Below are 23,994 nucleotides of genomic sequence, written 5' to 3'. Positions count from 1 at the left end.
CATGAGTGACACCGACACACAGGTTCCGCTTCCGGATCTCAACTCCGCCGACGCGCCGGCGATCGACGACATCGGCTACAATGAAGACGAACAGGCCTCGCGTGTCGCCGCCGACCTCGAAGCCGTGTTCGACGTGCCGGTGCAGGTCTCGGCCGTGCTCGGCCGCTCCAAAATGGACGTTGGCGAGCTGTTGAAACTCGGGCCCGGCACCGTGCTTGAACTCGACCGCCGCGTCGGCGAGGCCATCGACATCTACGTCAACAACCGCCTGGTGGCGCGCGGCGAGGTGGTGCTGGTGGAAGACAAGCTCGGCGTCACCATGACGGAAATCATCAAGGCGGAACGCGGCTAAGGCGCTCCTTAACGATAGGGCGCCCGAACGGCGCGAACAGACGAACAGGAGATTATCATGCGGCTTCTCATCGTTGGCACACTGAAGGGCCAGCTTACGACAGCCACCAAGATCGCGATGGACAATGGCGCCTCCGTGACCCATGCGGAGGACCATGAACAGGCGATGCGGGTGCTGCGCGGCGGCAGGGGCGCCGACCTGTTGCTGGTCGACGTCGCCCTCGACATCCGCGATCTGGTGATGCGGCTCGAGGCCGAACACATTCACGTGCCGATCGTCGCCTGCGGCATCACCAATGACGCCCGCGCGGCGGTCGCCGCGATCCACGCCGGAGCCAAGGAATACATCCCGCTGCCGCCGGATCCCGAACTGATCGCCGCGATACTCGCCGCCGTCGCCAACGATTCCCGCGACCTGGTGTACCGCGACGAAGCGATGGCCAAGGTGATCAAGCTGGCGCAGCAGATCGCTGGCTCCGATGCCTCCGTGATGATCACCGGCGAATCCGGCACCGGCAAGGAGGTGCTGGCGCGCTATGTGCATAGCCGCTCCAACCGCGCCAAGAAGCCGTTCATCTCGATCAATTGCGCAGCGATCCCCGAGCACCTGCTGGAGTCCGAACTGTTCGGCCACGAGAAGGGCGCGTTCACCGGTGCCATAGCGCGCCGCATCGGAAAATTCGAGGAAGCCACCGGCGGCACATTGCTGCTCGACGAAATTTCGGAAATGGACGTGCGGCTGCAATCCAAGCTCTTGCGCGCGATCCAGGAACGCGTCATCGACCGGGTCGGCGGCACCAGGCCGGTGCCGGTCGACATCCGCATCATCGCCACCTCGAACCGCAATCTGGCCGAAGCGGTGCGCGAAGGCACGTTCCGCGAGGATCTCCTGTTCCGGCTCAATGTCGTGAACCTGAAGATACCGCCCTTGCGCGACCGCCCGGCGGATATTCTCGAACTGGCACAGCATTTCGCCAAGAAATATGCCGAAGCCAACGGCGTGCCGCTGCGGCCGATCTCGGCGGATGCGCGGCGCGTGCTGACGTCGAACCGCTGGCAGGGCAACGTCCGCGAGCTGGAAAACACCATGCATCGTTCGGTGCTGATGGCGCAGGGCGACGAGATCGGCGTCGACGCCATCCTGACACCGGACGGCGACCGTCTCGACTCGCCCAAGACCGTGCCGGCGGTAGCGCACGCTACCTTCGCCGCCGAACAGGTGACCCGCGCCCTGGTCGGACGTACGGTAGCCGATGTGGAACGCGATCTCATCCTTGAAACGCTCAAGCATTGCCTCGGCAATCGGACCCACGCCGCCAATATCCTCGGCATCTCGATCCGCACGCTGCGCAACAAGCTCAACGAATATGCCGACGGTGGATTGCCGATCACGCCCGCCGGCGCCGGCGACTACCACCGCGCCGCCGCGCCGGTGTAATCGCTCCGGCATTGCCGCAGGTTAGAATGAATCCGGCGCGAGGATCACCTCGCGCCGAAACTGTTTTGCGGACCGACAGGTTTATGACAGGCCGCACCTTCCTGTCCCGCCATCAGGCGAAAGCACCATCCCTCGCCGCCGAATAATCCGGCGCGTCGGGCTTGCGGAAGATGTGGATCGGATCGCCCGGTTGCAGGTCCCGTCCGGTGAACGTCGCGTAGGCGTAGAGGGCGAGATAAAGCATCGCGAGCGCACCGATGCCGTAGAAAACCCAGACCGCGATGCGTTTCATCCGATGCAAACTCTGCCCGAGCGAACGCTTGAAAGGGTCTGCGCATGCCACAGTCACCCCCGCGTCGCGGAATACCGCGCGCTTTCTAGTCCGCGGACGGGCAAAACGCCATGGCCTTGCCGCGGGGGACGTGCTGTCGCCCTTCAGCCGGCAGGGCACCGGCCCACAAGGCGCCGGCGTTTCGCCATCGCCGTGTCAGGTCCGTCGCAGTGCGCGCGGAGCCGGAAGGCTGACATCGGCGAGCCTGATGGCATCCTCGTCCCGATCAATCGCGACATATTGCCCCTGCCAGTAGGTGAGCGCCGCGCCGCGTGGCGAGAGTTGCATGTCCGTTACCCGCCCGATCACAATGGCATGGGAATGACGCTCGACGAAGTCCTCCACCTCGCAGTCGATGGCCGCCAAAGCCCCCGCGAGCAATGGCACACCCGACACAAGCGTGATCCATTGGGCGCCGGCGAAGCGCGCCGCGCCCTTCAGGCCGTCCTTGCCCGAAAACCGCTCGGCGACATCGAGCTGGTCGGCGTTCACGATATTCACGCCAAAGAAGCCGCAGGTTTTGAGCAGCGGCCAGGACGACGATTCCCGGTTGATGCTGACAATCAGCGTCGGCGGATCGACCGACAGCGACGACACCGAGGTCACGGTCATGCCGGTGATTTCCGTCCCCCGCCCGACCGTGATCACGCTGACGCCGCCGGCCAGATGCCGCATGGCGCTACGAAAATCGCCGGCGGAAGCCTCGCGATCGATCTTGATGGTGCGGACGGCGGAATTCATGGCAGCCTCACTGGTCTGATGGATCGTCCCCGGATTTCAGGAGATCGCGCAGGATCGAGCCTTCCAGCGCGGCAAGCTCGGCGGAGCCGCGCCGGCGCGGCCGCGGGATATCGACACTGACATCGTGCGCGATGCGGCCGTCCTCGATCACCAGTACCCGATCGGCCAGTGCGACCGCCTCGGCGACGTCATGGGTGACCAGGATCGCGGTGAAGGCTTGATCCCGCCAGACCCGCTCCAGCAACCGCTGCATCGAAATGCGCGTCAGGGCGTCCAGCGCGCCGAGCGGCTCGTCGAAGGCCAGCACGCGGGGATGGCTGACCAGCGCCCGCGCCAGCGCCACGCGCTGCTTCTGGCCGCCGGAGAGCACCGCCGGCCATTGCGCGCGCTTGTCGTCAAGCCCGACCTCGCCGAGCGCCCGCTCGGCGCGCGCCTGCGCGTCCGCCGAGGCACGCTGGCGGCCGAGGCCGACTTCGACGTTCGACAGCACCCGCGCCCACGGCAACAACCGCGGCTCCTGGAACATCACGCGGATGTCTTCCGGCCGCGCGTCTTCGCCAAAGCCGATGGTGCCGGCGTCGACGGTTTCGAGACCCGCAATCAGGCGCAGCAGCGTGCTCTTGCCGCAGCCGCTGCGGCCGACGATCGCCACGAACTGACCGGCGGCAATGTGCAGGTCGATGCCGCGCAGCACCTCGTTGTCGCCGAACGATTTGCGCAAGGCCCGGATGGTCAGCGGGAGGCCGCGGGAGGACGTTTCCGGCCCCCGCCGCAGCAGCCGCGCCTGTTCGAGGAAATCCGCGCGATCCACGGGCTCGGCATCCGCTGACAGAAATTGAAGGGCTTCCTGCATGTATCCTCTCACTGTTTCTGGAACGCCGGATGCCAGGACAGCGTCAGCCGCTCGAGCACGCGCGAGGCACTGTCGGCGAGCTTCCCCAGCAAGGCGTAGATCAGGATGCTGAGCACGACGACGTCGATCTGCATGAATTCGCGCGCCTGCATCGCCATGTAGCCGAGGCCCAAGGAGGCCGCGATGGTTTCGGCCACGATCAGTGTCAGCCACATGATGCCGAGCGCAAACCGGATGCCGACGAAGATCGACGGCAATGCCCCCGGGAAGATCACGCGCCGGAATAATTCGCCGTTGGTCATGCCGTAGATCCGTCCCATCTCGATCAGCTGCGGATCGACGGTGCGGATGCCGTGCAGGGTGTTGAGATAGATCGGGAAGAACACGCCGAGCGCGACCAGAAACAATTTCGCGGATTCATCGATGCCGAACCAAAGGATCACCAGCGGGATCAAGGCGAGATGCGGGATGTTGCGCACCATCTGCAAGGAGGTGTCGGTGAGCTTGTTGCTGAGCTGCGACAGGCCATTGGCCAGCCCAAAGGCAAAGCCGATGCCGCCGCCAATGACAAAGCCGATGCCCGCGCGCCAGAAACTGACCCAGATGTTGCGTACCAACTCGCCCGACAGCAGCAGCTTCCAGCCCGCCACCGCGACGTCGCTCGGCGCCGGCAGCACACGCGCCGGCACCCATCCAGTCGAACAGGCGGCCTGCCAGACCACAAGGATCGCCAGCGGCACGATCCACTGCACCAGCGCATCGGCCCGTGGCAATCGCAGACTGCGGACCCGCGGAAGGCTTTCGATCAGGTTCATGACTGCGACGCCTTCACCAGCGGCCGATGCTCGTTGGCGACGGTCTCGCCGAACGGCCCGGTATTGGCGCGAATGGTCGTCACATTGTTCGGCTGCTCTAGCGAGAGCAGCGGAAATACCAGTTCGGCGAAACGATACGCTTCCTCCAGATGCGGATAGCCCGACATGATGAAGGTATCGATGCCGACGTCCTGATACTCCTTGATGCGCGCCGCCACGGTTTGGCGATCGCCGACCAGCGCGGTGCCGGCGCCGCCGCGCACCAGGCCGACGCCGGCCCAAAGGTTCGGGCTGATCTCGAGCTTGTCGCGGCGTCCGCCGTGCAGTTGCGCCATGCGCTGCTGGCCAACCGAGTCCATGCGCGAAAATATCTTCTGCGCCGAAGCCACGGTCTCGTCGGTGACGTGCTGGATCAATTCGTCCGCCGCCTTCCACGCCTCGGCATTGGTTTCGCGGACGATGACATGCAGCCGGATGCCGAACGAGAGCTTGCGACCGCGCTTGCCGGCCACCGCCTTCACCCGGTTGATCTTTTCGGCGACCTGCGCCGGCGGCTCACCCCAGGTCAGGTATTTGTCCACGGTATCGACGGCGACATCGATACCGGCATCCGACGATCCGCCGAAATAGAGCGGCGGACGCGGCGACTGCACCGGCGGAAACAACAGGCGTCCGTCCTCGATGCGGATGTGCTTGCCCTCGACATTGACGGTCTTGCCGGCAAGAAGATCGCTGTAGACGTTGAGGAACTCGCGGGTGACGGCATAACGTTCGTCATGATCGAGGAAGACGCCGTCCCCCCTGTTCTCGACGGGGTCGCCGCCGGTGACGACATTCACCAGGAGCCGTCCGTTCGACACCCGGTCGAGCGTCGCGGTCATGCGCGCAGCGACGCTCGGTGACTGCAGGCCGGGCCGCACCGCCACCAGATAACGCAGCCGTTCGGTCCAGGGCGCGACCGCCGATGCCACCACCCAGGAATCTTCGCAACTGCGCCCGGTCGGAAGCAACACGCCGAAATAGCCGAGCTGATCCGCCGCCTGCGCGATCTGGCGCAGATAGTTGAAGTTGACCTCACGCCCGCCGGTCGTGGTGCCGAGATAGCGGCCGTCGCCATGGGTCGGCAGGAACCAGAGAATGTTGGCCTTCGATGATTGATGCGTGCTCATGTGACCGGCCTCCTTGCCGCGTCCGAATTGCTGGTGTGTTAGGGAGTTTTCAGGAGCCCGGCGTCCATTTCCAGATGATCTCCGAAACCTTGACCGGCTTCGGAATCAGGCCGAGGCGCGCAAAGCGATCAGCGACCGCCTGCTGGCTCCTGATCACCTCGTCGTCGACCGGAACGACGCGGAAATTCGAACGGTCGACGAAGCGCCTCACGGCTTCGATATCGACCCCCGTCGCCTCCGCCTGTGCCCTGGCGACCTCCTCATGATGCTGGTCGGCCCAAACGCCTTCCGAGGCAAACACGCCGTTGAGCCGGGCAACCAGCGCGGGGTACTTCTCCACGAAGTCGGAACCCGCGATATAGAAGGCGTTGGGTTTGTGGATGTCCTTGTCGAAGGCGATCACGCGGGCGTGGTCCTTCAGCTCGGCCAGCGAGAGATAGGGATCCCAGATCGACCAGGCATCGACCGATCCCTTGACGAAGGCCGCCGTCGCATCGGCCGGCGCGAGCGGAGCGGGCGTGATATCGCTCCAGGCAATTCCCGCCTTCTCGAGTGCTGCGACCAATAGATTGTGCGCGCTCGAACCCTTGCCGAACGCGATCCGCTTGCCTCTGAGATCGGCGAGCGTCTTGATCGGCGAATCCTGGGGGACGATGATCGCCTGCGTAGTGCCGTCCGACTTGACGGCGGCGACATAGCGGATCCTGGCGCCCGCGGCCTGCGCGAAGATCGGCGGGGAGTCGCCGACATAGCCGAAATCGACGCTGCCGACATTGATCGCTTCCAAAAGCGGCGGCCCAAACTGGAAATCGATCCATTTTATTTCGATGCCGAGCGGCTTGAACAGATCTTCCACCGTATGCCGCTGCCGCACCGCCGGAAAGTAGCCGCCCTTCTGGGTGCCGATGCGGATCTCCTTCGGCGCGGCTTCGGCTCTCGCACGCGATGACAGCGCAGCCGCAGCGACGGTTCCGAACGACAATTGCAAGAATTCCCGACGCTTCATTACGGTCTCCTGATGTGGATGACTCGTTTCATCAAACGATGTCTAAATTCACTGTGAAGGGGTTCGGATCAGGTCTGCACCGGCTTCCAGACCGCATCGCGAACCGCAACCGGTTTTGGAATCAGACCCAGCTTGAAGAAGCGATCGGCGACGCCCTGCTGGGTCGTGATGATGTCATCGGTGACCGGACCGACGGCAAAGGACGAGCGGTTGGCGGCGACCGTCTGGATGTCCAGGGGAATGTTGGTCACCGCGCTCAGCGCTTTCGCCACCTCCTCGCGGTGCGACTCGGCCCACTTCGCGGTCGCGGTCGTCACGTCGATGATCTCTTGCAACACCTGCCCGTGGCTCTTCGCAAAATTGCGGTTGGCGATATAGAACGAGTTGGTCTTGGTGATGTCTGAGGCGTTGACGAGGATGCGGCCGTTCTGCGTGGTCTCGCCGATCGCGAAATACGGATCCCAGATCGACCAGGCATCGATGCTGCCATTGGCGAACGCAGGCCCCGCATCCGGCGGGGTCAGATAAACCGGCGTGATGTCGGCATAGGTGAGCCCGGCTTTTTCCAGGGTCTGCACGACGATATTGTGGGCGCTGGAACCCTTGGTGAAGCCGACGCGCTTGCCCCTGAGATCGGCGATGCCGCGGATCGAAGAATTGCTCGGGATGAGAATGCCCTGCCCGTTGGTGATCGGCTGACCCGCGGCATAGACGATGGCCGCGCCCGCGGCCTGCGCAAAGACCGGCGGCGAATCGCCCACCGCGCCGTAATCGACGCTGCCGACGTTCATCGCCTCCAGCATCGGCGGCCCCGAGGAGAACTCGATCCATTTCACGGCTATCCCCCGGGAAGCAAAATGCTTCTCCAGCGTGGCCTGTTGCCGCGCGATCACCAGCACGCCGTTCTTCTGGTAGCCGACGCGGATTTCCCTGACGCCGGCCTGCGCCCGCGCCTCACGCGAAACTGCTGCGACCGCAGCGCCTCCAAGCGAAAGTTTCAAGAATTCACGACGCTTCATTCCGATCTCCTGACGACGAGCGCGACGGTACGCGATCATTCGATGAAGAAATGATGGTGCGGCGCGAATGAGGTGTCGAGTGCTCTGCAAAAATAGCAATGAGCGCGCTGCGCCGCAGGGCGGCGACGATGGATTTATTGCAAGATGAAGTTCGGCCGCGACGCATTTTTCTTGTCGCTTGCATCACGTGAAGTTGTTAATCGCAAATTAGGCAGTGCCATCGGATCGGCACCGGGTTGCAATTGGAACGTCATCGATCGCAGCCAGCCATTAAGAAAGCCGAGCCGCCCCAAGCAACGGGCTAACAATCGAAGTGTTTTTGTGGCAAATGGGTGCAACTAGCCGATCCTGCCAAACCGCACCGCCTTCCGAGATTCCCCATGCCCGCACCCAAGCCGCCCGCCTTCGAGACGCTCAGCCTGCACGCCGGCCAGCACCCGGATCCCGTCACGGGCGCGCGTGCGGTCCCGATCTATCAGACCACTTCCTACGTGTTTCAGGATGCCGACCATGCCGCGGCCCTGTTCAACCTGGAACGCGCCGGGCACATCTATACGCGCATCTCCAACCCGACCACGGCGGTGCTCGAAGAGCGGCTCGCCGCGCTGGAGGGCGGCGTCGGCGCCGTATGCACCGCGAGCGGCATGGCGGCGCTGCATCTCGCCATCGCGACGCTGCTCAACGCCGGCGACCACATCGTCGCCTCCTCCTCGCTCTATGGCGGCAGCATCAACTTGCTCACGCATACCCTGCCCCGCTTCGGCATCACCACGAGCTTCGTCAAGCCGCGCGCGCTGGATGAATTCCGCGCCGCGATCCAGCCCAACACGCGCCTGGTGATCGGCGAAACCATCGGCAATCCCGGACTCGAGGTGCTGGATATCCCGAAAGTCGCAGCCATCGCGCACGACGCAAAAATTCCGCTGTTGATCGACAACACCTTTGCGACGCCCTTTCTCAGCCGGCCGATCGAGCTCGGCTCCGACCTCGTGATGAACTCGGCCACCAAATGGATCGGCGGCCATGGCATCGCGATCGGCGGCGTCATCATCGACGGCGGCCGGTTCGACTGGCGCGCCTCGGCCAAGTTTCCGGTACTGACCGAGCCCTATGCCGGCTATCACGGCATCGTCTTCGACGAGCAGTTCGGCCCCGCCGCCTTCATCATGCGCGCGCGTACCGAAGGCCTGCGCGATTTCGGCGCCTGCCTGTCGCCGACCAACGCGTTTCAACTGCTGCAGGGCGTCGAGACGCTCGGCATCCGCATGGAGCGCCACGTCGCCAACACGCAGGCCGTGCTCGCCTTCCTCGCCGCGAACAAGGCGGTCGACTGGGTGCTGCATCCTTCGCTGGAGAGCCATCCCGATTATCAGCTCGCAAAACAATTGCTGCCGCGCGGTGCCGGGTCGATCGTCAGCTTCGGCATCAAGGGCGGCCGGCCTGCCGGCAAGAAATTCATCGAAGCGTTGCGGATGGTGAGCCATTTAGCCAATGTCGGCGACGCCAAGACCCTGGTCATTCATCCCGCCAGCACCACCCATCAGCAGATGGATGCCGCCCAGCTCAAGGCCGCCGGGATCGGCGAGGAACTGGTGCGGCTGTCGATCGGCATCGAAGCGGCCGCCGACATCATCGACGATCTCGGCCAGGCGCTCCGTGTTTCGCAGAAGGTTTGAGCCATGCAGTTGTCCGTGAACGGCATCGAGACATTCGTCGCCACCGGCGGCCGGGAATTCGACACGTCGCTGCCGACCGTCGTCTTCCTGCACGGCGCCGGCTTCGACCATACCACCTGGGCTCTTCACAGCCGCTGGTTCGCGCATCACGGCCATGGCGTGCTGGCACCGGATCTGCCCGGCCACGGCCGCTCCGCCGGCGCGCCGCTGCCAACCATTGCCGCCATGGCCGACTGGACCGCAGCCTTGCTCGATGCCGCCGGCGTCTCGACGGTGCACCTGGTCGGCCATTCCATGGGATCGCTGATCGCGCTGGAGACCGCCGCGCGGCATCCGGCGAGTGTTTCCGCGCTCAGCCTGATCGGTACCGCGGCCACCATGACGGTCGGCCCGGATCTCTTGAAGGCCGCCGAAGCCAACGACCATGACGCCGTCGACATGGTCTCGATCTGGGGTCTTGGCTACCAGGCGGAACTGGGCGGAAGCCTGGCGCCCGGCCTGTGGATGCATTCCGGCGCGCAGCGCGTGCTGGAGCAATGCCGGCCCGGCGTACTGTTCAACGATCTGTCCGCCTGCAACGCCTATCAGAACGCGCTGGCCGCCGCGGCCAGGATCACCGTGCCGGCGACGCTGATCCTGGGCGAACGCGACATGATGACCCCCGCGAGAACCGGCAAGACGCTGGCCGCTGCGCTGCCGAAGGCACGCACCGTGGTGCTGCCCGGCGCGGGCCACATGATGATGGTGGAACGGCCCGACGAATTGCTGGCGGCGTTGCAAGGCTGACTGCGCAGGTCGCCGCTTGACCCCCTACCAGGCCGGCAGCACCGCACCCTTGAACTTGGTGAGAACGAACTCCCTGACCTCGGGCGTGTGATAGCTGTCGACCAGAAGCTTGACCCAGGGCTTGTCCTTGTCGGCGGCGCGCACCGCGAGCAGATTGGTATAGGGTCCTTTGGGATCCTCGCGGAGGATCGCATCCTTGACCGGATCAAGACCCGCCTGTGTGGCATAGTTGGTGTTGACTGCTGCGGCGTCGACGTCGTCCAGGGTTCGCGCCGTCTGTGCGGCATCCACTTCCACGATTTTGAACTTCCTCGGATTTTCGACGATGTCGGCGACGGTCGGCTTGAATCCGACACCCGGCCTGAGTTTCAGAACGCCCTTGTCCTGCAGCAGCAACAGAACGCGACCGCCATTGGTCGGATCGTTGGGGATCGAGAGCGTCGCGCCCGCGGGTATCGCATCCCAGCTCTTGTATTTCTTCGAATAGACGCCCATCGGAAAATTAACGGTCAGGCCGACCGCTTCGATCTTGTAACCGCGGTCCGCCTTCTGGTTGTCGAGATAGGGCTGGTTCTGAAAAGAATTCGCCTGCAAATCGCCCGCGTCCAGCGCGGCATTGGGCACCACGTAATCGGTGAACTCGACGATCTGAATGTCGAGACCATTCTTCGCGGCGATCGGTTTGACGGCCTCGAGGATCTGGGCATGCGGGCCGGCGGTCGCGCCGACCTTGATGGTCTCGGCGCGGGCTGCGGTCGCGACCGCAACCAGGGCGGCCGCCGAGACGATGAGATGACGTAGCGACATGATCTGTCTATTCCTGTGGTTTGATGTGATTCATGAATTCCGCGTGCGCTTGTCGAGTCGGCGCGCGATCGCTTCGCCCACGGTCTGCACGCCCTGCACAAGCGCGATCAGCACAAGCACGACGGTCGCCATGACATCCGGCATGAAGCGCTGGTAACCGTAGCGAATCCCCAGATCGCCCAGCCCGCCGCCGCCCACCGCTCCGACCATCGCCGAAAAGCCGAGCAGGCTTACGGGGTCAGGGTCAGTGCCAGCGTCACGGCCGGCATGGCTTCGGGCAACAGGACCTTCTGCACGATCTGCAACGGACTGGCGCCGAACGCGCGTGCGGCCTCGACCAGTCCCTGATCGACCTCGCGGATGGCGGCTTCAACGACGCGCGCGATGAAGGGAATAGCGGCAATGGTCAGGGGCACCACCGCCGCGCGGGTGCCGATCGAGGTTCCCGCGATAAAGCGGGTCAGTGGCACAATCGCCACTACGAGAATGATGAAAGGGGTCGAGCGCGTGGCGTTCACGACCAGGCCAAGAATGCGATTGGCGGCGGGCGCCGGAAACAGCTCGTTTGTCCGGCTTGTGGCCAGGAAAATCCCGAGCGGCAGTCCGATCAGCGTTCCGAACAGGCCGGACAATCCCACCATCACCAAGGTGTCGACGGTCGACCATGCAATGAGCTGGGTCAGTTCAGGCGACATAACCAAGGTGCTCCACGATATTCTGGCTCGCATGCAGTTCGGCGATGACGCTGCGGACAACGCCGGGATCCGATGGAACCGAAATGAACAGCGATCCGAAGGGATGGCCGGCGATGGTCTCGACCTGCCCATGCAGAATGTTGACGTCGACCGCAAGCGCGCGCGATAGACGCGACAGCACCGGTTGGTCGGCCCGCGCGCCGACGAATGCGACGTGCAGCACCGCGCAGTCGCCCGGCCGGCGTTCGGACCGCAGCTTGGCGAGCAGCCATTCCGGCGCGTTGCCGCCGGTGACCGATCCGAGAAATTTCCTGGTGGTTTCGTGGCGCGGGTTGGCGAATATTTCGTAGGTCGTTCCCTGCTCGACGATACGGCCGCTCTCGATCACGGCGACGCGGTCTGCGAGCTTCTTCACCACCGACATTTCGTGGGTGATGAACACGATCGTCAGCTTGAGTTCGGCGTTGATGGTCTTCAGCAGCGACAAAATCTGGTCGGTGGTTTCCGGATCGAGCGCGGACGTCGCCTCGTCCGACAACAGCACCTTCGGCTTGGTCGCCAGTGCACGCGCAATGCCGACCCGCTGCTTTTGCCCGCCGGACAGCTCCGCGGGGTAGCGGTCGCGCTTGTCGGCGAGCCCGACCATCGCCAGCAGCGGCTCGACGATCCCGGCGATTTCGGACCCGGCGCAACCGGCAATTTCCAGCGGCAATGCGATGTTTTCGAAGGCCGTTCGGGACGACAGCAGGTTGAAATGCTGGAAGATCATCCCGATCGAACGGCGGGCCTCACGCAACCGTCGTTCGTCGAGCGCCGTCACGTCGATTCCATTGACCCGCACATGACCGCGGTCCGGGCGCTCCAGGCCGTTGATCAGACGAATCAGCGTCGACTTGCCCGCGCCGCTGCGGCCGATAACGCCGACGACGGCGCCTTCCGGCACCTGCAGGTCGATGGCTTCGAGCGCGACAACCTCGGCCGAGCCGTTTCGCGCGGGATAAACCTTGCTGACGTCGGCGAACGCAATGATGGGGCGAGGTTGCGGGTCGCTCGGCAGCACGGGCGCTCCAGACTGGATCGGGAATGGAGCGTTCATAATGGACCATTTCGGCGCGGAGGTTGAGATCAAGGAGGGGCCAGGCAGCGAACCAGCGGTGGCATCGGCGCCACCCCATCCGGTCGCCGAATGTCGACGGGGTTACAGTTTGATCGGAACAAAATGGTTGAGCGCGATCAGGACGATCAGCAGTCCGATCCCCAGACCGAGACTCCAGCCGATCAGTTTCTTCTCGATCGGCAGCAGCGGTTCGACCGCCGTTGCGTTGAGTTCGTCCTTGAGATCCGGTTGCGACATCAGCTTTGCCCTTTGTACTAGCTGGCGAGCGGCGGCTTGAAGCCGCTGAAAAACAGCCATGAGATCAGGAGCCCGACCCAGATCACGAAACCGAACAGGCTGACGAAATACACCGCCGCGAGCTTGCCGAAACCCTGTTGCCAGAGCTTGCGGAAGTCCGACATCACGCCGATCGAAAAGAAGGTCAGGACGAAGAAAATGACCCGGAAGATGTTGGCCTCGCCCGCGGCGGCGGGCAGCGCTTTTGCAATTTCCGGCGTCGAACCGATGGCTAGCCAGAGCGACACGGCGAACACGAGGAGGAAGCCCAGAATGAACTTCGGGAAGCGCTGCCAGATCTCCGAAGGCTTCGCCCTGTCCGGCCCCTTGTCGATATGGTTGGTCCAGATATAGCCGAGGATGAAGGCCCAGATTCCGATGAAGATATCGATGAAGATCTTCACCGTCGTCGTGGTCGCGAGAATCCAGCCGGGCTGGTACTTGATGCCCTCCGCGGCGTTCTTCGCCATGATCAGCGACTCGGTGATGCCGCCACCGGCGACGGCGGCACCGTCGGTCTTGATGGCGAGACCGATCCACGCGCCGGCCACCAGCGGCTCCTGCCACAGGAATGTCTGAGCCAGGAACGGCAGGATAAGGACTTCGACGACAGCGAACACGACAACCAGTGACGACACCAGGATCGGCACCGCCGGCCGGGCCCTAATGGCCCCGCCCGTTGCAATCGCCGCGGCCACGCCACAGATCGAAATGCCGGAGGCGAGCGGCACCGACCACTCGCGGCTGAAGCCGAACCATTTGCGCGAGATGTAATAGATCACCGCCCAATAGATCAGGTAGGCCTCGACGATCGCGGCCGCGCCGCGCAAAAGCAGCGAAGACGCCAGATTCAGGCGGCCGGCCGCGGTGACCGCGACAGTGGCGCCGAGAATGACGATCGCGATCTTGATATAGAGCTCGGGCCGGATCGCCTCCTTCAGCCATTCCGCGAACCGTGGAAAGAAGTTGGCGATGACCAAACCGCAGAGCAGCGCCACGATGAATCCGCCCTCGTTGGTCAGCTTGAGCGACCAGGCGAGCCCGAACTTCTGCTGCTCAGCCGGCGTCACCACGGCGATGTAGGCATAGCTGCCGGCGATCCAGCTCGCATAGGCGATGGCGAACACGGCGGTGAACGCGATCGCGAACTTCTTGACATCCGCGCCGAGCGTGATCACGCCGGCGCTCAGCACAACAAGAAGCGCCGCGTAGGTCGCCAGCAGCGAACCGCCACCGCCGAGCCACGCATAGGTCTTTGCAAACGGGCTCAGCGCCTGTGAGAGGTTGGTATAGACCGACGTCGTTATCGCCCAGCCCAGGAGGTCGGTTCCGCTGATGCTGACGAGAGCGGCTGCGAACACAGCCAGACCGATGACGACGGCGAGCCAGTCCTCGTTCAATCGTGCCTTCAGCACGATCGGCTCCGATACCTTGACTGCAAAATCCGACATTCGACTTCCTCAACCCGCCTGAATCCGATCGGGGCTCGCACCCCAATCGCTCGGTCTCAGCATGAGGTTGATCGAAAGAAGTGTCGATAACCCCGCAAAAATAGCAATATACGCCCTGCCGCATCGGCGAACGACGCCCCATTTTTTTCACCAATCGGATCGAGCGCAGCTCAATTTTTTCGCCGCCCTGGGACACTACCCGGCGCAAGCCGTCATCCCGCCGCCGCGACGCTCGGCTTTGCGACATTCACCGCCAGCTTGCCGTAGCGATCCCTGAAGGCTTCGGTGTCGATTTCCTCGAGCTGGATCGCGCCGCTCATCACGCCGGCCTTCCAGGCCTCGTGTTCGGGATCCCTGCGGAATTCCGGCATCACTTCCCTGGCGAACAGTTCAAGCGACTCGCAGATGTGCTCGTGGCTGTTCTTGCCGGCCTGGTTGAGCAGGATCACCTGGTCGATATGCGAGGTGCGGAACCGCCGCAATTTCCTGGCGATGGTTTCAGGCGATCCGATCAGGCCGCCGCGCAGTGCCGCCTCCTGCGCTTCCGGATTGTCGCGCTTCCACTTGTGGTATTCGTCCCACATGTTGACGGTGCCCGGCGCCGGGCGCTGGCGGTTCTGCGAGGCGCCGTAGAAGCGCAGCGCGAACTGGAAGAAGGTCGCGCCATCGGCGCGTGCGCGGGCCTCCTCGTCGGTTTTCGCGCACATGAAGAACGACACCAGCGCCATGTTCGGATTGATCTGGTAATCGGCGAGCTTCTTCAGCCGTTTCGTGATCGCATTGTAATAGGCGTGCACCCAGGCATGTGCGGCATCCGCGCTGACGAACTGGAAGCCAAGCGCGCCAAAGCCGTTCTGGCCGGCGCGCTCGTTGGTCGGAAGCTGCGAGCACGCCATCCACAGCGGCGGGTGCGGCTTCTGCACGGGCTTGGGCACCACATTGCGCAGGGAAATATCGAAATACTTGCCGTGATGCTCGCTGCCGCCGTCCCTAAACATCGGGAAGATGGCGCGCACTGCCTCCTCGAACACTTCCTTCTTGGTTTCCATATCGCGGCCGAACGGCGTCAGCTCGGTAATCGAGGCGCTCTCGCCCATGCCGAATTCGACGCGGCCATTGCTCAGGAGATCAAGCACCGCGACGCGCTCGGCGACGCGCGCGGGATGATTGGTGGTGAGCTGGAAGATGCCGTGGCCGAGCCGGATGTTTTTGGTGCGCTGGCTGGCGGCCGCGAGAAACGATTCCGGCGAGGGCGAATGCGAATATTCTTCCAGGAAATGATGTTCCACCACCCAGGCGTAGTCGTAGCCGAGCCGGTCGGCGGTCTCCAGCTGCGTCAGCGCATCCTGATAAAGCCTGAGTTCATCGCCAGCGGCCCAGGGACGCGGCAGTTGCAGCTCGTAGAAGATGCCGAATTTCATGACGCCACTCCCGTGGGCCGGCTTGTTGTGTTTTCCGGCAGTCTATTCCCGCGTTGGACCGTGTCCAGCCTCGGCAATTTCCGCAGCACGGAAGGCCCGCTTGCGCTGACGCCGCGAATGGTTAGCTTTGCGGCAGCGAGTCGCCGCTCGAGCGCGACCTCTCCCGCCGAGACCCCATGACCACCTTTACGCCGCATCAGGATTCCGCGCTGAAGGCCGTTGCCGACTGGCTGAAGGCAAAACCCGGCAAGAACGGCACGCCGCCGGTGTTCCGGCTGTTCGGCTATGCCGGCACCGGCAAGACCACGCTGGCGCGCCACATCGCCGACGGCGTCGACGGCGAGGTGAAATTCGCGGCCTTCACCGGCAAGGCCGCTTTGGTGATGCGCAACAAGGGCTGCGACAATGCCTCCACCATCCACTCGCTGATCTACCGCGCGCGCGAATCCGGGGTCGAACAGCCGAGTTTTGAACTCTGGGACGACGCGCCCGCCTCGAAGGCCAAACTGATCGTGATCGACGAATGTTCGATGGTGGATGCCGAGCTGGGCCGCGATTTGATGTCGTTCGACTGTCCGCTCCTGGTGCTCGGCGATCCCGCGCAATTGCCGCCGATCCAGGGCGGCGGCTTCTTCACCGACTGCGAGCCCGACGCGATGCTGACCGAGGTGCATCGCCAGGCGCAGGACGATCCGATCGTGCGGATGTCGATGGACGTGCGCGAGGGCCGCGAACTCGACATCGGCCGCTACGGCGAGAGCGAGGTGGTGTCGCGCGGCGAACTCGATCCGGCGCGGGTGATGAGCGCCGACCAGGTGCTGGTCGGGCGCAACAACACCCGCCGCGCCTACAACATGCGGGTACGGCAGAAGCAGCACATTGAGGATCCGTTGCCGGTCGCCGGCGACAAGCTGGTTTGCCTGCGCAACAACCGCAAAAAGGGCCTGTTCAACGGCGGGCTGTGGCGGGTGAAGTCGCGCGCGCAGTCGAAGTCGAAAATCATCACCATGCGGCTGATGCCGGATGAGGATTTCGGCCACAAGGTGACAAAGGTCTCGGTGCGCGGCGACTGTTTTGGCGGCGCCATCGAGACCATCCCGTGGGAACAGCGCAAGCCCTATGACGAGTTCGACTACGGCTACGTGCTCACCGTGCACAAATCGCAGGGCTCGCAATGGGACGACGTGGTGCTGTTCGACGAAAGCTTTGCGTTCCAGGAAAGCCGCGCAAGATGGCTTTACACTGGCATCACGCGGGCGGCGAAAAGGCTCAGCATCGTGGTGTGAGGCCGGAACCTCGCGGAGGTTGAAATGGCGAAACCCTTCAAAGTCGGCGACCACGTCAGCTGGAATTCCGAGGCCGGACGCGTCAGCGGCAGAATTATCAAGGTGCACACAGCGGACGTGGGCTACAAAGGATACACCCATCACGCCAGTCCGGATGAGCCGCAATATGAAATCAAGAGCGATAAGACTGACCATGTCGCTTTGCACAAAGCATCGGCCCTCCGGAGGCTCACGGCGAAATAGCCCATTCACGAACCGGATTCTCAAGCCCGGGCTGGGCCAGCGTCTTGTTCGGGTTCCGCCCGGCTATCGGATTCAATTGTCAAACAAGCCGACGGAAACGCTCGCTCCCCTCCCCCCGACCTCGAGAGCGAGCTTTGCTCGCCTCGGACCCCGCCACGCGCAAGGGCGCGTGGAGGGAGGGGAGCGCACTGTGCATGACTTCGCGATCTCGCCGCATGTTTTGCGCAAGGTTTGTCGTTAGTCCCGCCCTCCCAAACAACGAGGGCGCAGGGAATGCCGGGCGTCCGATGCGCCCGATAGCCGCGTGTGCAATGAGTGTGGTAGAACGCACACGCGTTAGTCAGGTCACACCGGGAACATCCGGCATTCCCCACGCAATGGTTTTACGGCTTATGTCGTACTCTCCCCGGCGATCGGGCTTTCTTGTCACCGTCATCCCTGAGAAGCTTGCTTCTCACGAACTTGACGCCAGCGTCGAGGCGTCAGGACCACACGATTTTGCCGTCCGCCTCACGCGCCGTTCGTCAAAGGCACATCAGCGTCCACCGCATCTCCTCCCAACGTCCGTGACGATCGCGAGCCGCCCCTCGTAAGCGGGATGAGACGGTCGGAGATATAGAACTGATTTGGGTCTTCGGAAAATCCGAATATTTTTACAAAAGGGGCTGGACAAGCCAATGACAGAGCTGGTGACTGATTTGCCCGTCGGGTCGCCGACGACCGAAGGAACATATCGCCCGGTCGGCCCCGCGTGATGTTTTGCGTCGCGGCAGCGGTCTGGTCCAAGATGCCGGACACACACCATGCTCGAAGTGAATGCCACGGCCGGAATGCCGGCACTGCACCGGACCTGCTGGTAAATCCGCGACGGCGAAACGGACATTCTCAGGAGTCACTTCCCCTCGAACGCCTCGATGAAGCGCGACAGAAACTCGCGAAAGGCGATCTGGTCTTTCGGCGAAAAAACGCCGAACACCCGCCGCTCGATCGGGTCGACCCTCCCATGCGCGGTGTGAAGCGCCTCACGTCCGACATCGGTCACGTGCAGCTCGAGCACGTTGGGATGTCGTGGATGCGATGACCGCGTGATCAGGCCCTGCTGCTCCATGGTATTGAGCAGGATCATCATGGCCTGCGGCGTAACCAGGCAGGCGCGTGCCAGCGTCGCCGCGGTGATGCCCGGCTGCTGATCGAGTTCGAACAGTGCGACGTATTGCGACGGGGTCAACCCGACGGATTTCAAGGCGGCGCTTTTGGCCCGGACCATCGCTTGCTCGGCGCGCTTGACGAGCATGCCGAGGCGCTCCTGCCCGGAAGACGGACGCGGCGAGGACTTGTGGTCGACGGGGTTGCGGGGGGAAGATTTGTGCCCGGATGATTTGCTTTTGCGGTTCACTTCCATGGCACGATCGACCCGCTGCGTACCGCCGAGGCGAACGGGCCCGGTTCTTCCCGGCCGACATGGACGAGTTCGCCATAGAATGCTTCGTGCGGCGAGGGGTCGAGCGCAAGATCCAGAAGCGGGCCTGCGACCTCGTCGGGTTGGGGGGCGCCGGTAAGGTCGAGCCAGGCACGCGAGGCTCCGGTATCGATCAGACCCGGCGAGATCGATGCGATCAGGATTCCGCGCCGCAAATCGTCGATGCGGCGCTGGCCTGCGAGTACGCGCACGGCCGCGACCTGCCCGATCTTGGACGGAATGTTGATCCAGGCCGGCCAGGCCTGGCCAGGTGCGCGGCCGGAGCGCACCGCGTCACGCCAGCCGCAGACCGCGCGATCGACATCGTCGAGCGATTGCAGGTTTTCGAACCGCGGATGCAGCGCCGGCGCCAGCGCGCGCAGGCTGCCGGCTCGGCTTGCAACCACCAACAGCCGCCCGCCGTCGCGCAGCATGGGAGCGAAGCTGCGCAGAACGTTAGTCGTGCCCAGATTGTTAGCCTCGACATAGTGATCGATCACGACGCGCGGGTCGTCGTCCGGCTGCACCCGCGCGTAATGATTGGAAAAGACGATGTCGACGCCGCCATGCCGCGCCGCCAGCAGGTCCGCGAGGCGTTCGACCGCGTCAGGCATGGCGACGTCCATGGGTTCGCCGCACACCTCTGCCCGAACCTTCGACAGACGATGCACGGATTCGGTGACGCGAGCCGGGTCGCGTCCCGTCAAATACACGGTGTCGGTGGGATCGAGCCGCTGCGCCAACCCTTCGGCGAGCGAGAAACCGAGATTGCGCGTCGCGCCGGTGATCAAGGCTATTTTGTTCATAGCCTTATTCTTATCAATGTATTGACTGGTGTCAATACATTTGTAACCGCCGGTTCCCGGTTTTCCTTGCACGTTGCAGCGAGTCTCTGTCGGCGCCTTTTCGGACCGAAGCCGTGATAGACTCCCGATGAATCTCGACAGACCCTCGGACAGGCCATGTCCTGATCCTCGAAAGCCAACATGCCGCTGCCGTTTGACGAACTCGTGGAAGCCATCGGCAAGCGCCGTTCCGTCTATGGCCATATCAGCGGACTCAGGCTCGACCGCGCGGCTGCAGGAGAGGCCTGGTCAAGCCTGCCCTACCGCCCCGTCTTTGTCGGCGACACCGAGACCGGCGTGCTTCACGGCGGCGTCGTCACCGCCATGCTCGACGAGACCTGCGGCATGGCCGTGCAGCTCGCGCTCGACGGCAGCCGCGCGATCGCCACGCTCGACCTGCGGATCGACTACCAGAAGCCCGCGACGCCCGGCCTCGACATCAAGGCGCATTCGATCTGCTACCGCGTCACCCGCTCGATCGCCTTTGTGCGCGCGACGGCCTACCAGGACGCCGAGAACGATCCCGTCGCCACCGCGACGGCCTGCTTCATGATTGGCGCGAACCGGACCAACATGTTGACCGACGTGCGGCTGAACGACGGCGCGCCGCCGGCGCTCGAAGCGCCGGAGGATCCCGCCGGCCCGTTCGCCAACAGCCCGTTCGCGCGCTGTCTCGGCATCCGCGTCGGTGACGACGGCACGCTAGTGATGCCGTTCTCGCAAAAGATCATCGGCAATCCGATCCTGCCCGCCATCCACGGCGGCATGACCGGCGCGTTCCTCGAAACCACCGCGATCGTGGGCGTGACGCGCGAGCTCGCCGTCTCTGCGCTGCCCAAGCCGATCGCCCTGACCGTCAATTATTTGCGCTCCGGCCGCGCGCTGGACAGCTACGCCAACGTCTCGATCGTCAAGCAGGGCCGCCGCGTCGTCGCGTTCGAGGCAAAAGCCTGGCAGGACGATCCCGCCAAACCCATCGCCTCCGCGTTCGGTCATTTTATGCTCAGGCAGATGCCGGGCGCCGATGAGGAGTAGATCAGCGTCGTTGCGGGCCAACGGGTCGCGCGAATGCGCGCCCGATGACAGGCTCCGCGAAGCAATCCATGGGGCAGCACAGCAAGTGTGGATTGCTTCGTCGCTGACGCTCCTCGCAATGACGAAAGCGCCTGCTTGCCAACGATCTACTTCGCGACGACAAAATGAAAATTCCCACGCCCGACTGGGTCCGCGTTTGCACGTTCGCGTCCTGGCAAAGCAGCTGGAGTAACTACAATAGCTTGGCTTGCGCGGGCGGATAGGTGATTCGCGTTCCGTCCAGATGCGCAAACGGTGTGAGCTTGTGCGCGCGGTAGCTGCTCTCCGACAAAATCTCGATCACCGGCACGCCGTGCACCCCGAGCGCGTCGGCAACCAGAGAACGGTGACATCTCCAGGGCACCGCTTCGGCGCACATGATGGCCACGCGCTTTTCACGACTTATCTGAATGAGCCTGTCGAGCGCCGCCTGAAATTCGTCCGTTTGCATATAATCGGCGTAGCCGCGAAAGCTGGCGTTGCGCCAGCCGGCGTTGGGAGAATCCTTGCGGGCATGCCGCAATCCGCCCAACGCTTGCATGGGTATATATTCGAGGTGCTCGGCCGCCAGCGCGCCAGCCAGCGCGGTGTCGTTGAATTGCGGGTTGTGGCGCGAACGGGGCACCGTCCGGATGTCCGCGAGGCGTTCGATGCCATAGGCTCGCAGCAGGGCGACAAAACGCTCGATGGGCAAGGTTGAATGACCGACGGTGAAGATCGCGTCTTTCGGCCAATGCACCGTCTCTGGAGGAGGATGCTCGCTCATGCAGAATTCTCATTCGAAAATGGGATAGCCGTCGTGCGGTTGCTGATACTCTCGGGCGCGCGCGAAGCAATCCATAGCTTCGTCGCTCGCGCTCCCGAAAGGCGGGCACGCGCCGCTCTCCGCGCTGACGCCCTGGACCGGCGCGATTTATTCACGGACTCGTGTCCATCGGGCGGTAACAAGTGCCGTCCGGCTGCGTATTTTGGAACGTCGGGCAGGCCGGCTCCGATTGCGAATAGCGGCCACCGCCCTAGACTGCCCATTCATCCGCCGAGAGGAAATCCGATGTCCCGTAGCCAATTCAGCCGCCTTGCGCTCTGCGCCGCCGCCCTCGGCGCGCTGGCCATATCCGCCGTTGCGATCGCGCCGTCGCTGGCCGCGGAGGATGCCGTCGTGATCCCCGCTCCCGCTATGGACGCCAAGGCCGCCGACGGCATCCAGACCGTCGTCGTTGCCGGCGGCTGCTTCTGGGGCGTGCAGGGCGTGTTCCAGCACACCGCCGGCATCGTCAACGCCGTGTCCGGCTATGCCGGCGGCAGCAAGGCCACCGCCTCTTACGAAACCGTCTCGACCGGGACCACGGGCCATGCCGAGTCCGTCGAGATCAAATACGACCCGAAGAAGATCAGCTACGGCAAGATCCTGCAGATCTTCTTCTCGGTCGCGCACGATCCGACCCAGCTGAACCGGCAGGGACCGGACTCGGGCACGCAATACCGGTCGGCGATCTTCACTACCTCCGACGAGCAGCAGAAGGTAACCGATGCCTATATCGCCCAGCTCAACGCCGCCAAGGTCTACAGGAAGCCGATCGTGACCAAGGTCGGTCCGCTGCAGGGGTTCTTTCCGGCGGAAGCCTATCACCAGGACTACCTGACGCTGCACCCGAGCCAGCCCTATATTGCCTATAACGACATCCCGAAGGTCGAGAACCTGAAGAAGCTGTTCGCCGACAATTATCAGGACAAGCCGACGCTGGTGAGCAGCGCCAAGGTCACCAACTGACGGGATTTGCAACTCACGGAGATCACATGTCCGACACCAAGACGATGACCGGCAAGGTCGAGAAGAGCGAGGCCGAGTGGCGCAAGGAATTGACGCCGATGCAGTACGCGGTGCTGCGCGAGAAGGCGACCGAGCGCCCGTTTTCCGGCGAATACGAGCATGAGCACGGGGCGGGCACCTATACCTGCGCCGGCTGCGGGCAGACGCTGTTCGAATCCGACGCCAAGTTCGATTCCGGCTGCGGCTGGCCGAGCTTCACCGCACCCGCGGCGGAGAGCCATGTCGACGAGGAGCGCGACGTCAGTCACGGCATGGTCCGCACCGAAGTTTTGTGCTCGAAATGCAATGGCCATCTCGGCCACGTCTTCGAGGACGGCCCCGGCCCGACCGGCCTGCGCTATTGCATCAATTCGGCCGCGCTGAAGCTGCAGCCGAAGTAGGCTCACTCGTCATTCCCGGATGGTGCGTTAGCACCAGACCTCAGATGCGCAATTGCGCATCGGGGAATCTCGAGGTTCCGGGTTCGATGCTTTCGCATCGCCCCGGAACGACGGCGCTAGGGTTCCTTCGCTGGAACCAAATCCCGCGATATGCTTTTCTCTGGGCGGGGTGACGGAATGTCATCTGCCGGTCACCTTCGGGGAGTGTGCCATGTCGCTCGGAACGATACTCATCATCATCGTGATCATTTACCTCCTGGGCGGCTTCAGCGGCCGGTTTGGGGGCTACGGCTACGGCATGGGCCATTCCGGCATGGGGATCGGCGGGGTGATTTTGGTCGTGCTCCTGATCCTGCTGCTGCTCGGCAAGCTGTAATCCTTGGCAACACATTGAAATAAAAGGGTTTATTTTGGATCCCGACCCAAGGTTCCCGGATTCATCATCGGGCGCTTCAGGAGTCGCATTTCTGTCAAACAGGCCTATATTAAAGGCTGTCCTGAAATGACGTGTACCGTGTACCGGCGCCGCCAGGTGCGTCCGTGCGATCCGTTCGCGATTTCGCAATCGCGTTCTCACTAAAAAGATCAGAGGTCCCTGACCATGGCTTCCTTCAGCTTCAATACTGCTGCCGAGTTGTTTCCCGCCGCGATCCGCAAGAAGAAGCGGGCGGGTTTCGCGTATCGGCGATTTGGCACCGCGGCCGAAGCGGTTCGCTTCGCGATCGAGGAGTTGCCGGCGGATTCGCTGAATGGTGCCTATCTGCAGGTTGACGAGGCCCGCTTCGATCAGAGCGGCATCCGCACGCTGTATGAAAGCCAGGATTTCCCGTTGGAGCGCCGCCCGCGCAAGCCCGAGCCGGCACCCGCCAGCGACAAGGCCGACACCGAGGCCGCTTGATCGCGCTGCCACGCGGTTGTTTTCTT

26 protein-coding genes and 1 pseudogene are annotated in these 23,994 nt (G+C 63.5%); 11 read left to right on the top strand and 16 right to left on the bottom strand.

All coding sequences use genetic code 11. The annotated features are described in order from the left end of the window. The first annotated feature begins 1 nt into the window (after position 1). Positions 2 to 352: a flagellar motor switch protein FliN gene (fliN, locus tag B5525_RS18545; RefSeq protein ID WP_079567309.1), complete on the top strand. Its 351-nt coding sequence runs from the start codon at positions 2 to 4 to the stop codon at positions 350 to 352. A gap of 57 nt (positions 353 to 409) precedes the next feature. After that, complete coding sequence (locus B5525_RS18540) at positions 410 to 1,789, top strand: sigma-54 interaction domain-containing protein (protein WP_079567308.1); 1,380 nt, start codon at positions 410 to 412, stop codon at positions 1,787 to 1,789. Positions 1,790 to 1,901: 112 nt separating this feature from the next. Here B5525_RS18540 and B5525_RS18535 read toward each other — a convergent pair whose 3' ends face one another. The 7 genes from B5525_RS18535 to B5525_RS18505 all read right to left on the bottom strand — a co-directional run bounded on the left by B5525_RS18535 (position 1,902) and on the right by B5525_RS18505 (position 7,723). Continuing rightward, on the bottom strand, positions 1,902 to 2,081 hold the full coding sequence (locus B5525_RS18535; protein WP_079567307.1) for a hypothetical protein: 180 nt from the start codon (positions 2,079 to 2,081) through the stop codon (positions 1,902 to 1,904). A 195-nt stretch (positions 2,082 to 2,276) separates the two neighbouring features. Beyond that, a complete protein-coding gene (locus B5525_RS18530; RefSeq protein ID WP_079567306.1) occupies positions 2,277 to 2,861 on the bottom strand; it encodes a flavin reductase family protein in 585 nt (194 codons plus the stop codon). Positions 2,862 to 2,868: 7 nt separating this feature from the next. Continuing rightward, on the bottom strand, positions 2,869 to 3,714 hold the full coding sequence (locus tag B5525_RS18525) for an ATP-binding cassette domain-containing protein (RefSeq protein WP_079567305.1): 846 nt from the start codon (positions 3,712 to 3,714) through the stop codon (positions 2,869 to 2,871). An 8-nt stretch (positions 3,715 to 3,722) separates the two neighbouring features. After that, positions 3,723 to 4,529, bottom strand: a complete 807-nt coding sequence (gene ssuC / locus B5525_RS18520) for an aliphatic sulfonate ABC transporter permease SsuC (RefSeq protein ID WP_079567304.1) — start codon at positions 4,527 to 4,529, stop codon at positions 3,723 to 3,725. After that, positions 4,526 to 5,698 carry an FMNH2-dependent alkanesulfonate monooxygenase gene (gene ssuD, locus B5525_RS18515; protein WP_079567303.1) on the bottom strand — a complete coding sequence of 391 codons (1,173 nt, stop codon included), beginning with the start codon at positions 5,696 to 5,698 and terminating at the stop codon, positions 4,526 to 4,528. The genes ssuC and ssuD overlap by 4 nt, the downstream gene beginning before the upstream one ends. Positions 5,699 to 5,747: 49 nt before the next feature. Then, positions 5,748 to 6,704: an aliphatic sulfonate ABC transporter substrate-binding protein gene (locus tag B5525_RS18510; protein ID WP_079567302.1), complete on the bottom strand. Its 957-nt coding sequence runs from the start codon at positions 6,702 to 6,704 to the stop codon at positions 5,748 to 5,750. 68 nt (positions 6,705 to 6,772) lie between these two features. Beyond that, positions 6,773 to 7,723: a sulfonate ABC transporter substrate-binding protein gene (locus B5525_RS18505; protein ID WP_079567301.1), complete on the bottom strand. Its 951-nt coding sequence runs from the start codon at positions 7,721 to 7,723 to the stop codon at positions 6,773 to 6,775. A 380-nt stretch (positions 7,724 to 8,103) separates the two neighbouring features. On the opposite strand from B5525_RS18505, the gene B5525_RS18500 reads away from it, so the two are divergent. Further along, positions 8,104 to 9,399 carry an O-acetylhomoserine aminocarboxypropyltransferase gene (locus B5525_RS18500; RefSeq protein WP_079567300.1) on the top strand — a complete coding sequence of 432 codons (1,296 nt, stop codon included), beginning with the start codon at positions 8,104 to 8,106 and terminating at the stop codon, positions 9,397 to 9,399. 3 nt (positions 9,400 to 9,402) lie between these two features. Next, a complete protein-coding gene (locus tag B5525_RS18495; protein ID WP_079567299.1) occupies positions 9,403 to 10,185 on the top strand; it encodes an alpha/beta fold hydrolase in 783 nt (260 codons plus the stop codon). 24 nt (positions 10,186 to 10,209) lie between these two features. Here B5525_RS18495 and B5525_RS18490 read toward each other — a convergent pair whose 3' ends face one another. From B5525_RS18490 to B5525_RS18470, 6 genes and pseudogenes are all read right to left on the bottom strand, one after another. After that, positions 10,210 to 10,992 (bottom strand): MetQ/NlpA family ABC transporter substrate-binding protein, encoded by a 783-nt coding sequence (locus tag B5525_RS18490; RefSeq protein ID WP_079567298.1) that lies wholly within the window; start codon positions 10,990 to 10,992, stop codon positions 10,210 to 10,212. A gap of 30 nt (positions 10,993 to 11,022) precedes the next feature. Next, a pseudogene (locus tag B5525_RS18485) lies at positions 11,023 to 11,687 on the bottom strand (methionine ABC transporter permease). Beyond that, on the bottom strand, positions 11,677 to 12,783 hold the full coding sequence (locus B5525_RS18480) for a methionine ABC transporter ATP-binding protein (RefSeq protein WP_079567297.1): 1,107 nt from the start codon (positions 12,781 to 12,783) through the stop codon (positions 11,677 to 11,679). The pseudogene B5525_RS18485 and the gene B5525_RS18480 overlap by 11 nt, the downstream one beginning before the upstream one ends. A gap of 102 nt (positions 12,784 to 12,885) precedes the next feature. Beyond that, complete coding sequence (locus tag B5525_RS45405; protein ID WP_172899920.1) at positions 12,886 to 13,041, bottom strand: hypothetical protein; 156 nt, start codon at positions 13,039 to 13,041, stop codon at positions 12,886 to 12,888. A gap of 17 nt (positions 13,042 to 13,058) precedes the next feature. Then, positions 13,059 to 14,531: a putative sulfate exporter family transporter gene (locus B5525_RS18475; RefSeq protein ID WP_172899919.1), complete on the bottom strand. Its 1,473-nt coding sequence runs from the start codon at positions 14,529 to 14,531 to the stop codon at positions 13,059 to 13,061. 212 nt (positions 14,532 to 14,743) lie between these two features. Further along, entirely contained in the window at positions 14,744 to 15,952 is a 1,209-nt protein-coding gene (locus B5525_RS18470) for an LLM class flavin-dependent oxidoreductase (RefSeq protein ID WP_079567296.1), read from the bottom strand. A gap of 176 nt (positions 15,953 to 16,128) precedes the next feature. Here B5525_RS18470 and B5525_RS18465 point away from each other — a divergent pair, with 176 nt between their 5' ends. Together B5525_RS18465 and B5525_RS18460 are read left to right on the top strand one after the other, a co-directional pair. Further along, positions 16,129 to 17,238: an ATP-dependent DNA helicase gene (locus tag B5525_RS18465; protein ID WP_079567295.1), complete on the top strand. Its 1,110-nt coding sequence runs from the start codon at positions 16,129 to 16,131 to the stop codon at positions 17,236 to 17,238. A 24-nt stretch (positions 17,239 to 17,262) separates the two neighbouring features. After that, complete coding sequence (locus tag B5525_RS18460) at positions 17,263 to 17,481, top strand: DUF2945 domain-containing protein (RefSeq protein WP_079567294.1); 219 nt, start codon at positions 17,263 to 17,265, stop codon at positions 17,479 to 17,481. An 892-nt stretch (positions 17,482 to 18,373) separates the two neighbouring features. Here B5525_RS18460 and B5525_RS18455 read toward each other — a convergent pair. Both B5525_RS18455 and B5525_RS18450 read right to left on the bottom strand, forming a co-directional pair. Further along, entirely contained in the window at positions 18,374 to 18,775 is a 402-nt protein-coding gene (locus B5525_RS18455) for a MarR family winged helix-turn-helix transcriptional regulator (protein ID WP_197687933.1), read from the bottom strand. A gap of 98 nt (positions 18,776 to 18,873) precedes the next feature. Further along, a complete protein-coding gene (locus B5525_RS18450; RefSeq protein ID WP_079567292.1) occupies positions 18,874 to 19,746 on the bottom strand; it encodes an SDR family NAD(P)-dependent oxidoreductase in 873 nt (290 codons plus the stop codon). A gap of 180 nt (positions 19,747 to 19,926) precedes the next feature. On the opposite strand from B5525_RS18450, the gene B5525_RS18445 reads away from it, so the two are divergent. Continuing rightward, the gene (locus tag B5525_RS18445) at positions 19,927 to 20,820 is read left to right on the top strand and encodes a PaaI family thioesterase (protein ID WP_079567291.1); all 894 of its coding nucleotides are present in this window, start codon (positions 19,927 to 19,929) and stop codon (positions 20,818 to 20,820) included. Positions 20,821 to 21,052: 232 nt separating this feature from the next. Here the strand turns inward: B5525_RS18445 and B5525_RS18440 are convergent, their stop codons facing one another. Then, positions 21,053 to 21,553 carry a DUF488 family protein gene (locus B5525_RS18440; protein ID WP_197687932.1) on the bottom strand — a complete coding sequence of 167 codons (501 nt, stop codon included), beginning with the start codon at positions 21,551 to 21,553 and terminating at the stop codon, positions 21,053 to 21,055. A gap of 357 nt (positions 21,554 to 21,910) precedes the next feature. Here B5525_RS18440 and msrA point away from each other — a divergent pair, with 357 nt between their 5' ends. The 4 genes from msrA (at position 21,911) to B5525_RS18420 (ending at position 23,968) form a co-directional block, all read left to right on the top strand. Next, positions 21,911 to 22,630, top strand: a complete 720-nt coding sequence (gene msrA / locus B5525_RS18435) for a peptide-methionine (S)-S-oxide reductase MsrA (RefSeq protein ID WP_079567289.1) — start codon at positions 21,911 to 21,913, stop codon at positions 22,628 to 22,630. Between the two features lie 26 nt (positions 22,631 to 22,656). Continuing rightward, a complete protein-coding gene (msrB, locus tag B5525_RS18430; RefSeq protein WP_079567288.1) occupies positions 22,657 to 23,070 on the top strand; it encodes a peptide-methionine (R)-S-oxide reductase MsrB in 414 nt (137 codons plus the stop codon). A 211-nt stretch (positions 23,071 to 23,281) separates the two neighbouring features. Beyond that, positions 23,282 to 23,446 (top strand): DUF3309 family protein, encoded by a 165-nt coding sequence (locus tag B5525_RS18425; protein WP_079567287.1) that lies wholly within the window; start codon positions 23,282 to 23,284, stop codon positions 23,444 to 23,446. Between the two features lie 225 nt (positions 23,447 to 23,671). Continuing rightward, positions 23,672 to 23,968, top strand: coding sequence for a hypothetical protein (locus tag B5525_RS18420; protein ID WP_079567286.1), 297 nt, complete (start codon positions 23,672 to 23,674; stop codon positions 23,966 to 23,968). Positions 23,969 to 23,994: the final 26 nt, after the last annotated feature.

The organism is Bradyrhizobium erythrophlei (assembly GCF_900129505.1).
Taxonomy (GTDB): Bacteria; Pseudomonadota; Alphaproteobacteria; order Rhizobiales; family Xanthobacteraceae; genus Bradyrhizobium; species Bradyrhizobium erythrophlei_D.
The sequence above is the reverse complement of the archived record's forward strand: the minus strand, read 5'-3'. Positions and strand labels throughout refer to the sequence as shown.

Excerpts from the sequence above, each read along its gene's own strand:
- B5525_RS18460 (WP_079567294.1), top strand. The coding sequence starts at position 17,263 with ATGGCGAAACCCTTCAAAGTCGGCGACCACGTCAGCTGGAATTCCGAG.
- ssuD (WP_079567303.1), bottom strand. The coding sequence starts at position 5,698 with ATGAGCACGCATCAATCATCGAAGGCCAACATTCTCTGGTTCCTGCCG.
- ssuC (WP_079567304.1), bottom strand. The coding sequence starts at position 4,529 with ATGAACCTGATCGAAAGCCTTCCGCGGGTCCGCAGTCTGCGATTGCCA.
- msrB (WP_079567288.1), top strand. The coding sequence starts at position 22,657 with ATGTCCGACACCAAGACGATGACCGGCAAGGTCGAGAAGAGCGAGGCC.
- fliN (WP_079567309.1), top strand. The coding sequence starts at position 2 with ATGAGTGACACCGACACACAGGTTCCGCTTCCGGATCTCAACTCCGCC.
- msrA (WP_079567289.1), top strand. The coding sequence starts at position 21,911 with ATGTCCCGTAGCCAATTCAGCCGCCTTGCGCTCTGCGCCGCCGCCCTC.
- B5525_RS18510 (WP_079567302.1), bottom strand. The coding sequence starts at position 6,704 with ATGAAGCGTCGGGAATTCTTGCAATTGTCGTTCGGAACCGTCGCTGCG.
- B5525_RS18450 (WP_079567292.1), bottom strand. The coding sequence starts at position 19,746 with ATGAACAAAATAGCCTTGATCACCGGCGCGACGCGCAATCTCGGTTTC.
- B5525_RS18540 (WP_079567308.1), top strand. The coding sequence starts at position 410 with ATGCGGCTTCTCATCGTTGGCACACTGAAGGGCCAGCTTACGACAGCC.
- B5525_RS18455 (WP_197687933.1), bottom strand. The coding sequence starts at position 18,775 with ATGCTCGTCAAGCGCGCCGAGCAAGCGATGGTCCGGGCCAAAAGCGCC.
- B5525_RS18425 (WP_079567287.1), top strand. The coding sequence starts at position 23,282 with ATGTCGCTCGGAACGATACTCATCATCATCGTGATCATTTACCTCCTG.
- B5525_RS18475 (WP_172899919.1), bottom strand. The coding sequence starts at position 14,531 with ATGTCGGATTTTGCAGTCAAGGTATCGGAGCCGATCGTGCTGAAGGCA.
- B5525_RS18445 (WP_079567291.1), top strand. The coding sequence starts at position 19,927 with ATGCCGCTGCCGTTTGACGAACTCGTGGAAGCCATCGGCAAGCGCCGT.
- B5525_RS18535 (WP_079567307.1), bottom strand. The coding sequence starts at position 2,081 with ATGAAACGCATCGCGGTCTGGGTTTTCTACGGCATCGGTGCGCTCGCG.
- B5525_RS18465 (WP_079567295.1), top strand. The coding sequence starts at position 16,129 with ATGACCACCTTTACGCCGCATCAGGATTCCGCGCTGAAGGCCGTTGCC.
- B5525_RS18420 (WP_079567286.1), top strand. The coding sequence starts at position 23,672 with ATGGCTTCCTTCAGCTTCAATACTGCTGCCGAGTTGTTTCCCGCCGCG.
- B5525_RS45405 (WP_172899920.1), bottom strand. The coding sequence starts at position 13,041 with ATGTCGCAACCGGATCTCAAGGACGAACTCAACGCAACGGCGGTCGAA.
- B5525_RS18525 (WP_079567305.1), bottom strand. The coding sequence starts at position 3,714 with ATGCAGGAAGCCCTTCAATTTCTGTCAGCGGATGCCGAGCCCGTGGAT.
- B5525_RS18480 (WP_079567297.1), bottom strand. The coding sequence starts at position 12,783 with ATGAACGCTCCATTCCCGATCCAGTCTGGAGCGCCCGTGCTGCCGAGC.
- B5525_RS18495 (WP_079567299.1), top strand. The coding sequence starts at position 9,403 with ATGCAGTTGTCCGTGAACGGCATCGAGACATTCGTCGCCACCGGCGGC.
- B5525_RS18500 (WP_079567300.1), top strand. The coding sequence starts at position 8,104 with ATGCCCGCACCCAAGCCGCCCGCCTTCGAGACGCTCAGCCTGCACGCC.
- B5525_RS18470 (WP_079567296.1), bottom strand. The coding sequence starts at position 15,952 with ATGAAATTCGGCATCTTCTACGAGCTGCAACTGCCGCGTCCCTGGGCC.
- B5525_RS18490 (WP_079567298.1), bottom strand. The coding sequence starts at position 10,992 with ATGTCGCTACGTCATCTCATCGTCTCGGCGGCCGCCCTGGTTGCGGTC.
- B5525_RS18530 (WP_079567306.1), bottom strand. The coding sequence starts at position 2,861 with ATGAATTCCGCCGTCCGCACCATCAAGATCGATCGCGAGGCTTCCGCC.
- B5525_RS18505 (WP_079567301.1), bottom strand. The coding sequence starts at position 7,723 with ATGAAGCGTCGTGAATTCTTGAAACTTTCGCTTGGAGGCGCTGCGGTC.